Origin of the sequence: Microbacterium sp. NPDC097977 (assembly GCF_040302605.1) — a bacterium.
Classification (GTDB): domain Bacteria; phylum Actinomycetota; class Actinomycetes; order Actinomycetales; family Microbacteriaceae; genus Microbacterium.
Window position 1 is genome coordinate 1 of the sequence record NZ_JBEOUR010000102.1, and the last position, 9084, is coordinate 9084.

Annotated in this window: 11 protein-coding genes; 9 read left to right on the plus strand and 2 right to left on the minus strand. The window is 69.1% G+C overall.

Features of this window, described 5'->3' with window-relative positions; genetic code table 11:
• From ABTZ43_RS15990 to ABTZ43_RS16000, 3 genes are all read left to right on the plus strand, one after another.
• On the plus strand, window positions 1–510 hold a 510-nt coding region (locus tag ABTZ43_RS15990), incomplete at its 5' end, for an ATP-binding cassette domain-containing protein (RefSeq protein ID WP_502885419.1).
• Complete coding sequence (locus ABTZ43_RS15995; protein ID WP_350539505.1) at window positions 510–1196, plus strand: hypothetical protein; 687 nt, start codon at window positions 510–512, stop codon at window positions 1194–1196. The genes ABTZ43_RS15990 and ABTZ43_RS15995, both read left to right, overlap by 1 nt.
• A 196-nt stretch (window positions 1197–1392) precedes the next feature.
• The gene (locus tag ABTZ43_RS16000) at window positions 1393–2586 is read left to right on the plus strand and encodes an FUSC family protein (protein WP_350539506.1); all 1194 of its coding nucleotides are present in this window, start codon (window positions 1393–1395) and stop codon (window positions 2584–2586) included.
• A gap of 3 nt (window positions 2587–2589) precedes the next feature.
• Here ABTZ43_RS16000 and ABTZ43_RS16005 read toward each other — a convergent pair whose 3' ends face one another.
• Window positions 2590–3171 (minus strand): helix-turn-helix domain-containing protein, encoded by a 582-nt coding sequence (locus ABTZ43_RS16005; RefSeq protein WP_350539507.1) that lies wholly within the window; start codon window positions 3169–3171, stop codon window positions 2590–2592.
• Between the two features lie 75 nt (window positions 3172–3246).
• Here ABTZ43_RS16005 and ABTZ43_RS16010 point away from each other — a divergent pair, with 75 nt between their 5' ends.
• The 3 genes from ABTZ43_RS16010 to ABTZ43_RS16020 all read left to right on the plus strand — a co-directional run bounded on the left by ABTZ43_RS16010 (window position 3247) and on the right by ABTZ43_RS16020 (window position 5981).
• Complete coding sequence (locus ABTZ43_RS16010) at window positions 3247–4638, plus strand: MFS transporter (RefSeq protein ID WP_350539508.1); 1392 nt, start codon at window positions 3247–3249, stop codon at window positions 4636–4638.
• A gap of 374 nt (window positions 4639–5012) precedes the next feature.
• Window positions 5013–5234 (plus strand): hypothetical protein, encoded by a 222-nt coding sequence (locus ABTZ43_RS16015; RefSeq protein ID WP_350539509.1) that lies wholly within the window; start codon window positions 5013–5015, stop codon window positions 5232–5234.
• 288 nt (window positions 5235–5522) lie between these two features.
• Complete coding sequence (locus tag ABTZ43_RS16020) at window positions 5523–5981, plus strand: GyrI-like domain-containing protein (protein WP_149421835.1); 459 nt, start codon at window positions 5523–5525, stop codon at window positions 5979–5981.
• A 67-nt stretch (window positions 5982–6048) separates the two neighbouring features.
• Here the strand turns inward: ABTZ43_RS16020 and ABTZ43_RS16025 are convergent, their stop codons facing one another.
• On the minus strand, window positions 6049–6267 hold the full coding sequence (locus ABTZ43_RS16025) for an SCO4848 family membrane protein (protein WP_045252487.1): 219 nt from the start codon (window positions 6265–6267) through the stop codon (window positions 6049–6051).
• A 140-nt stretch (window positions 6268–6407) separates the two neighbouring features.
• Here ABTZ43_RS16025 and ABTZ43_RS16030 point away from each other — a divergent pair, with 140 nt between their 5' ends.
• The 3 genes from ABTZ43_RS16030 to ABTZ43_RS16040 all read left to right on the plus strand — a co-directional run.
• A complete protein-coding gene (locus tag ABTZ43_RS16030; RefSeq protein WP_253385141.1) occupies window positions 6408–7031 on the plus strand; it encodes an RNA polymerase sigma factor in 624 nt (207 codons plus the stop codon).
• Complete coding sequence (locus ABTZ43_RS16035; protein WP_056414145.1) at window positions 7028–7510, plus strand: hypothetical protein; 483 nt, start codon at window positions 7028–7030, stop codon at window positions 7508–7510. The genes ABTZ43_RS16030 and ABTZ43_RS16035 overlap by 4 nt, the downstream gene beginning before the upstream one ends.
• 120 nt (window positions 7511–7630) lie before the next feature.
• The coding region (locus ABTZ43_RS16040; protein WP_350539510.1) for a S8 family peptidase at window positions 7631–9084 on the plus strand (1454 nt) is incomplete at its 3' end.

Sequence of the window (9084 nt, forward strand, 5' to 3'; positions counted from 1 at the left end):
CTGTCTGCCGTCGGAGTCATCATCGGACTCGCCTCCCGCGCCGATCTGACCTTCTTCGATGAGCCCTACCTCGGCCTCGACGCCGTGGCTCGGCAGATCTTCTACGACCGGCTGCTCGCGGACTACGCCGAGCATCCGCGCACCATCGTGCTGTCCTCGCACCTGATCGACGAGGTCTCGAACCTCATCGAGAAGGTCATCGTCATCGACAGCGGTCGCATCATCCTCAACGAGGACACGGATGCCGTGCGCGACCGCGCCGTCACCGTGGTCGGCGATGCGGATGCGGTCGACGCCTGGGCCTCCGGCCGCGAGATCCTGCACCGCGAGACCCTCGGACGAGTGGCCTCGGTCACCGTGCTCGGGGCGCTGTCCGCCGCGGAGCGGGCCGAGGTCGCGGCATCCGGCCTCGATCTGACGCCCGTCTCGCTGCAGCAGCTCGTGGTCCGTCTCACACAGAAGGCCGAGGCCGCCGGCAGAGCCTTGACCGCGAAGGAAGGAGCACGCTGATGCGACGCACACTCAACGTCATCCGCCTGCAGCTGATCAACCGTCAGACGTTCGTTTGGGTGCCGCTGATCGTCCTCGTGTCGGCCACGGTTCTCTCGGTGCTGATCTACGCGATGATCCCCGGCGACGGACCCAAGTACGGCGGGGGCGGGCAGGCCCCGCTCTGGTATTTCTTCGCCATCGGGATCTCGGCGATGACCCTCACCTTCCCGTTCTCCCAGGCCATGAGCATCACCCGCCGCGACTTCTTCGTCGGCACGATGCTCACCGCGATCCTGGGCAGCGCGTTTCTCGCGGCTCTGTTCCTGCTCGGCGGGGGCATCGAAGTCGCGACGAACGGCTACGGCGTCAACGGCTACGTGTTCTACCTGCCATGGCTGTGGGAGGCGGGTCCGCTCGGGGCGTTCGTCGTGTACTTCGCCCTCGCGCTCTTCCTCTTCGTCCTCGGCTTCACCGGGGCCACGATATACAAGAGCTGGGGCCCCACGGTGGTGACGATCGTCGGCGTGGGCCTCTCCCTCGTGCTGGTGGGTCTCGTGTTCCTCGTCACCCGCCTCGAGCTGTGGGTCCAGGTCGGGCTCGCGATCGGCGATCTCGGTGCACTCGGGCTCGCGCTGTGGGGCCTCGCGGCCGTGGTGGTGCTCGGCGCGGTGTCGTTCCTCGCCTTCCGCCGCGCGACCCCCTGACGCCTCAGCACGCTCGACGCCTCAGCACTCTCGACGCCTCAGCACTCTCGACGCCGATCACGCGGCGGCGCCGGCCATCTTCGGCCGGTGCCGCCGCGCGTGCGCGTACCCGCCCGACGCCGATGGCGCAACCCGTTGGAGCGATGCGCACGCTCCCGACTAGCGTCGCCCTCCGGGAGGCGGACGGGAGGATGCAGTGACCGACATCAGAACGCGATTGCGCGCACGCCGTTCGGGCGCGGGCCGGTCGATCCGCGAAGCGGTGCACCCCGCACGCCTGCTCCTGGTCGCCAAGACGACGCTCGCCGTCGGACTGGCCTGGATGATCGCGCCGCACACGCCCGGCGTCACGGAGCAGTACCCGTACTACGCCCCGCTCGGCGCCCTCGTGAGCATGTACCCCACGCTGATGGGATCGCTGCGCTCGGGACTGCAGACGCTGATCGGCCTCGCGACCGGAATCGGCCTGGCATTCCTGGTGATCATGACCGTCGGGCCGAACTGGTGGACGATCCCCGTCGTCGTCGGGCTCGGCGTGCTGGTCTCGGGCACCGGATGGTTCGGCGCAGGCCGGGAGTACGTGCCGATCGCGGCGTTGTTCGTGCTGATCGTGGGCGGGCAGAACGCCGACGACTACTCGCTCGGATACCTCGTGCAGATGGCCGTCGGCGTCGCGATCGGACTCATCGTGAACGTGGTCATCGCCCCCGCTCCCCTCACCCTCGCGGCCTCTGCGAGGGTCGACGAGTTCCGCGCGCAGCTGAGCACCCACCTGCAGGACATCGGTGTGGCCGTGTCGGAGTACTGGCCACCCGAGCGGCAGCAGTGGGCGAGCGACGCGGCATCCCTCGCCGATACCACCGCCGCCCTGCGCACGGCGCTGGCGGATGCGGACGACAGCCGACGGGGCAATCCCCGGGCCTGGGGCCGCCGCGGCGAGACCCGGCACATCCACGAGGAGCTGACCCGTCTCGACCGGATCGCCCATCTCATCCGCGACATCTCCGACGAGATCGCCGACACCATCTGGGACCGCCCGGGATCCCTCGATCTCGACCCCGCGCTGCCCGAGCCGCTGTCGGCCGCGTGCCAGGCCGTCGCCGAGGTGATCGCGCAGCAGGATCCGGTCGACGCCGCAGATCACCGGGCGCGCGGCGAGGCCGCGCGTGCGATCCGGCTGCTGCTCGAGACGGTCGACGACCGCACGATCCGGCAGGGACGCTCCATGGGTCCTGGCGTGCTCGCCGCCATGGACCTTCGGCGCATCCTTATCGTCAGCGGCCACCGGGAGCCCGAGGAGGCGCCGGCATCGTCGGCCGAGGAGGAGACGCCGGAGACGCCCGAGGAGGAGACGCCGGAGTCCGACGTCGACCACACCTCCCGCGACTGACGGTCAGATCGTGTCGTCGGCCGCGAGGATGTCGATCTGCCAGGGCCGTCCGTCGGGATCGTTCGGGTCGTGCGCGTCGACCGCCTCGGTGATGACCGCCTGCACGCGCTCCATCACCGCGTCGAACTCGGACTCGGTCAGTCGTGCCATGCGCTGCGAGAACGCGGCGTGGATCTCGGTCGCGCGTCCGGAGAGGTACTCGGGCGTCCAGGCGACGACCCGCGCCATCATCTCCTGATGGTCCTCGGCGAGCGAGCGCACCATCGCGGTTCCCAGAGCCTCGTCGGGCACCGGATGCTCGGGGCCGCCCAGGTTGATCGACCCTTTGCGCGACTTCCAGACGCGATCGCGGCGATCCCTCGCGTGCTCCGGAGCCTCTTCGATCAGGCCGGCATCGGCCAGGACGCGCAGATGGAAGCTGGCGCTGTTCGGGGCGACGCCGAGGTCTTCCGCCACATCGGCCGCGCGGAGGTGCTCGCGGCGGGCGAAGAGGCGGATCATCTGACGGCGCAGCGGGTGCGCGTAGGCCTTGAGCATGGCCGTGGTCATCCAGACCTGGTCTTCTCCGCTCCGCGACTCCGTCATCCCCGCAGTCTATCCGCACGCGAAATTGCGCAATAAGTATTGCGCAATTGTTCTTGCGGAACTATCGTGATGAGCATGACCACCGTGACCGCACCGCATCGCCTGTGGCGCAACACCCGATACCTGACCTGGCTCGTGAGCGACACGAGCAAGGGGCTCGCGGCCGCGCTGTTCTCCTTCGCCATTCCTCTGCTCGCCCTGATCGTCACGAACGACCCCGCCCAGGCCGGCATCATCGGCGGCGCCGGCATGGTCGCGCGGCTCCTGCTGACCCTCGTCGGCGGCATCCTCGCCGACCGGCATCCTCGTATCGTCCTGATGCTGATCGGCTCACTCGTCGGCATCCTCCTCGCGGGTGCGTTCACCGTGCTGGCCCTCGCCGACGCGCTCACCTTCGGCTCGCTGCTCGGGGCCAATGTGCTGCTCGCCGCGCGCGGCGGCCTGTTCGACGTCGCCGGCGAGAGCGCGATCAAGGAGATCGTCCCCGATGACGCGATGGGCCGGGCCCAAGCGGCGAACCAGGGGCGGGATGCCGCGCTGCAGCTCGCCGGCGGCCCGCTCGGCGGCCTTCTGCTGGGCGCCGGCGGATGGCTCGTCGGCGTCGTGATGACCCTCTGCCACGCGGTCGCCGCGGTGACCGCGTGGATGCTGAAGAAGGAGGCCCGCCGCTCCCGGATCGTCGATGCGGGAGCGGATGCCGATCGCGAAGGAGCGGATGCCTCGAGGTCGGTCGCTGCGGCGCCCGCCGTCGATGCGCGCGATGGCCTCGGTTCTCCGACAGAGCTGAGCGCCGAGGCCGCCGTGGTCGCCGCCCCCGCCACACCCGACGCGTGGTCCGAGCTGCGCGAGGGATTCCGCTGGCTGCTCTCCCGCCCCGACCTCGGCGGCGTGCTGCTGATCATCACCATCATCAACCTCGGCTTCAACGCCGCGATCATGACCACGATCTACGCCCTGCAGCAGGACGGCTACTCCGAGCTGCTCATCGGCTCGTTGAGCGCGGCCGTGGGCGCCGTCATGCTCGTCGGGGCCGTCGTCGCACCGATGCTGGTGCCGCGCTTCCGGGCAGGAGTCATCGCGATCAGCGGGCTCTCGGTCGTCGCCGTCGGCGCGATCGTGCTCTCGATGGTCACCGAGCCCTGGGCGATCGTCGTCGTGCTGGGCGCATCGGTGCTGCTGCTTCCGGCCTTGAACGCGGGGATGATGGGCTACTTCATGGTCGCGACGCCCACCCAGCTGCTCGGGCGCGCGAACAGCGCGGCCGCCGTTCTGGGGATGGGCGCGATGCCGCTCGCGCCCATGATCGCGGGCTTCGGACTCACGTGGATCGGCCGCGAATCGACGATCCTCGTGTGCGCCGCGCTCTGCGTGATCGCCGTCGCACTCGCGCTGGGCAACCGCGCGCTCCGCGGACTTCCCGTCGAGTCGCACTGGGCCGAGCACGCGAAGCAGTACGAGAACGCCTGAGTCTCGCTCGGACGGATGCGGCGGTGGCCTCGCGAGGCCCGCCGGCAAGCGAGGCTGAACATCCTCGGCTGATCCCCTTGAGGGCGCCTCACTGGGTCGTGCGGGTAGCACTTGTTCGTGCCAGCGATCGCGTCGACCACCTCCCGCTAGCTCGCTTCGGAGTCTCCGAGTTTCGCAGCTCGTACGCTCGAGCTCGTCGGCCTGGGCTCAGTCCATACTCGAAATGATGTCAACTTATGGCGGCAGCTTGGAGAGGGTTCAATCAAATCCGCTCTGCCATCGTGCAACGATGGCTGAAGAACCGATGAGTGAGACTACTGTCACCAGGCAAGGTTTCTGATGAGCGAGGAGCAACGAGGACCCGACGAGTTGTGGTGACGTTGCTCCTCGCAATCGGCTTCGCTGTGGGAGGGTTTTTCCTACCCGCGCTCCGTCTCGGGTCGGTGGGGGTCATCATCTACGCCGGCATACGCCTCTCCCGCGATCGGAAGCACCCGGTCGCCGCGTGGGGGTACTCAACCACCATCGCAATTTCTGCCCTCGCACTGATCGGCATGATCGCGATCACGCTTTCCTACATCGGGACAGAAATCTAGCGATAGCCGCCCGACCGCGGCCGCTGCTTTGCCTTCGCCGTTCTCATACCGCGCGTTTGAACATGTCTATTGGCGCTCACTCCCGGGCAGATGGTTGCGCCGTTGGACAAGCCGTCGCCCCGTGAGGGACGCTCCGACAGCTTTCGAGAGACTCCGACACTTTTCGTGAGACCGGACGAGACATGGAAGCCGCCGACGCGCGCGCACGCCTGACGAATGCCCGTATCGGATGTCGGTGTCGGTGCGTAGGATCGGCGGCACCGACCACCCCTACCCGAGGAGACGACGATGTCAGCCCTGGAGATCACCCAAAACCCACTTCCCTCCGTCCGCCTCGCGACCCTGACCGAGACGGTCGGCTCACAGCCCGAGGTCGCCGCGGTCGTCGGACCGCTGTTCGACCGCGTGGCCGACGCGCTTCTGGCATTCGGAGCGACGCCGGGGCTGCCGATCGCCGAGTACGACATGGACCGGCACGGGGTGCGCATCACCGTGGGCTTCACCTACGACGGCCCCGCGATCGACGGCCTCGTGATCGTGGAGCTGCCCGCCGTGGCTACGGCCTTCACCGCCACCCATCACGGGTCCATGGCGACGATCGACGAGAGCTGGGGCGCCGTCAACGCCGCGATCACCGAGCGTGGCGCAGAGGCGGTAGGACCATGCCGAGAGGTCTACCTGCAGTCCGAATCCGAAGACCAGGCCGACTGGATCACCGAGCTGCAGCAGCCGGTCTCGGCGGGCTGAGCATCACCCGGGCATGATCGTCAGAGGGCGCCGGACGGTGGCCCTGCCGCTCGGTCGGGCGTGATCTTCAGAGTGCGCCGGTGAGTGCGGCGACGCCGACGAGCACCGAGACCAGAGCCAGCACCAGGGCGATCGCGATCAGCACGGCGTGCACCTTGAGGAAGGTCGTGGCCTTGCCGTCGGCATCCCGTGCCCGCGGGTCGGTCGCGACGCGCTTGTAGAAGCGGGGCCACACCACCACGTTGAAGGCGGCGTTGAGGAACAGGACGACAGCGAGAGCGATCACCCCTCCACGGTATCGCGCGCGGCATACGGCATCGTCCCGGCCTCTATCTCGATAACCAGACCCAGATCCGGAAAACAACCGAGTCCATGTATCACCGAGCCCTTGCCGCGCTCCTTACTGGTGTGATCACAATGGGACTCATGATCGACGGCGCACCCGATGGCGCCGGCCTCGATCCTGCACCGGACGACGGTGCGGCGCGCTGGAAGCGCGCTGCCGACTTCTTCGACGCATGGCGGGACGGCGACAGCCGCGCGATGGACGACCTCGTGCGGCTGATGACCCCTGTCCTCTGGCATGTCGTGCGCGCCTACGGGCTCGAGCGCACGCTCGCCGAAGACGTCATCCAGACGACGTGGCTGCAGCTGGTGCGCGGACACCGTTCGATCTCCGATCCGAAGGCCGTCTCCGCCTGGCTCACCACCACCGCCCGGCGGGAGGCCTGGCGCGCGGGCAAGGCGCACAACCGTCTCGACACGACAGAGGCGGATGCTCTCGACGCGCTCCTTCCTGAGCAGCAGTCGGCCGAAGACCATGCGGCGATCGGCGACGAGAGCCGTCGGCTGTGGGCGGCGGTGCAGCGCCTCGCCGAGCGATGCCAGCGACTGCTGCGTGTGATCGCCTTCGAAGAACGCCCCGACTACGCCCGCCTCGCCGCTGACCTGGCGATGCCGGTGGGCAGCATCGGCCCCACGCGACAGCGATGCCTGGCGAAGCTGCGCGACCTGCTCGACACGACCCCACGAACGGAGGGACGCTCATGAGCGAGAACGATGGGAACAACGGCGGCGACAACCACGAGGATGCCGAGCTGTTCGCCCACCTGCGCTCGCTCTGGCGCGGCGTGGACCCGATGCCGGCGAGCCTCATCGATCGCATGATCGCCTCGGTGGCGGCTGAGGGCATCTCGGCGGAGTACGCGCTGCTCACCCTCGTCGACGAGCCGCTCGGCGCGGTGCGCGGAGATGCGGACGCTCTGACCCTGCAGTTCAGCGACGGCACCACGAACATCCTGCTTCATGTCACCGGCACCGCGACCGGCGCGCACCGCGTCGACGGCTGGGTCGACGCGGTCGCCGGGTCGATCGAGCTCGTGCAGGGCGAGCACGTCCGCACCACGACCGCCAGCGAGACCGGACGGTTCGTGTTCGACGAGGTGCCGGACGGCCTGACGCTCGTGCGCCTCTCCACCATGGTCGGCGATGAGGAACGCACGCTGTCGACCCCGCAGTTCGAGCTGTGATCGACCGCGGGTCCGCCCGCACACACCGCGGGCAGGCCCGCACATAAGGCAGGGCCGCTCCCGCACCGCGCGGGTCCGCCCGCATAGGACGCGGGTGCGCCCGCGAGGAGAGGACCGACGATGGAGCAGCCCGCGGGATGGACCTGGCAGGACAGAGCGGAAGGATCGATCAGGCGCGGCACGGCGCTCGATCCCTCGATCGAACCGGTGGGCGGGGTCAGAGCGTTCCCGACCGCATATCTGCAGGATCGACTGCTGATCACGCAGGATCAGGACGACGATCAGGAGGGCTACGACCGGGAGATCAAGGAGCTGCAGGAGGCCGCAGGAACCTTCGGGTGGACCCTCGAACTCGAACCCGACGACGATGGGGTCGTCCGCGGCCCGCTGGTGCCGGGAGTCCCCGGATTCCTGCGCGCACGGCTGTCCACCCCCGACGAGCCCACCCGTGGCGAGTCGCCGGTCCCTCCTGACGCGTGGCGCGTCCTGCAGCGCGCACGGCGCAGCTCCCGCACATCGATGCCGCGGACCAGCCTCGAGCACGTGCTGTCGATCGACCCGGTGGGGCTCAATCCGTTCAGTCGCACGAATCCCTTCAGCCGCACCAACCCGTTCAGCCGCACCAACCCGGTGCGCGGTGCGGGTGCCGGCGGCAGCGATGACTACCTCGAGCCCGGACGTGGCGCGCGGCAGCCGGTGGCCTGGGTGGGAGCGGCGCCGCAGCGCGCGGCAACCCCGAAGCGCGGACGCCGCCCCGTCGTGGCCGTGCTCGACACCGGATGCGGTGTGCACGACTGGCTGCCGGATGACGTGGTGACCCGACACATCGAGCTCGACGGTGTTCCGGTCGGCCTCACCGACGACGCCGACCCCGAGCGGTACCCCGACCTGTACGGGCAGCTCGACGGGGAGATCGACGCCGTCGCCGGGCACGGCACCTTCATCGCCGGCATCATCCGCCAGGCGGCACCGGATGCCGACATCCTGTCGATCCGCATGGCGGGGGCGCTCGGCGTCATCGACGAGAGCACGTTCCTCACCACGGTCGCGCAGGTCGTGGAGCTGCTGCGGCGCCACCGTGAGGATCCGAAGACCGGGCATCCGATCGACGTGCTGAATCTGTCGCTCGGGTACTACCACGAGACGCCGGTCGACGGACTGTTCAGCCGCACCCTGCATGCGCTGCTCACCACGGCACGGCAGCTCGGATGCGTGGTCGTGTGCTCGGCCGGCAACGACGCGATCGACCGCCCCTCGTTCCCGGCCTCGCTGTGGTCGTGGCCGGGGGCTGACAACGGCATCCCCCGTGACCGCGATGCTCCGCATGTGTCGGTGGGCGCTCTCAACCCGTCGACCCGCTCGGTCGCCCTGTTCTCGAACGTCGGACCGTGGGTGCAGACGTACGCGCCGGGTGCGGCCGTCGTCAGCACGTCTCCGGCGTTCGTCGGCGGCGAGCAGGCGAGCACCAGGGCGGACGTCGAGGGACTGCGTCGCGAGACGATCGATCCCGACGACTATCGGGGCGGCTTCGCGATCTGGAGCGGCACCTCGTTCTCGGCGCCTTACGTCGCGGG

What these genes read in the sequence shown, in the direction of transcription:
- ABTZ43_RS15995 (WP_350539505.1), top strand. Translation starts at nt 510, where the DNA reads ATGCGACGCACACTCAACGTCATCCGCCTGCAGCTGATCAACCGTCAG.
- ABTZ43_RS16005 (WP_350539507.1), bottom strand. Translation starts at nt 3,171, where the DNA reads ATGACGGAGTCGCGGAGCGGAGAAGACCAGGTCTGGATGACCACGGCC.
- ABTZ43_RS16010 (WP_350539508.1), top strand. Translation starts at nt 3,247, where the DNA reads ATGACCACCGTGACCGCACCGCATCGCCTGTGGCGCAACACCCGATAC.
- ABTZ43_RS16020 (WP_149421835.1), top strand. Translation starts at nt 5,523, where the DNA reads ATGTCAGCCCTGGAGATCACCCAAAACCCACTTCCCTCCGTCCGCCTC.
- ABTZ43_RS16030 (WP_253385141.1), top strand. Translation starts at nt 6,408, where the DNA reads ATGATCGACGGCGCACCCGATGGCGCCGGCCTCGATCCTGCACCGGAC.
- ABTZ43_RS16035 (WP_056414145.1), top strand. Translation starts at nt 7,028, where the DNA reads ATGAGCGAGAACGATGGGAACAACGGCGGCGACAACCACGAGGATGCC.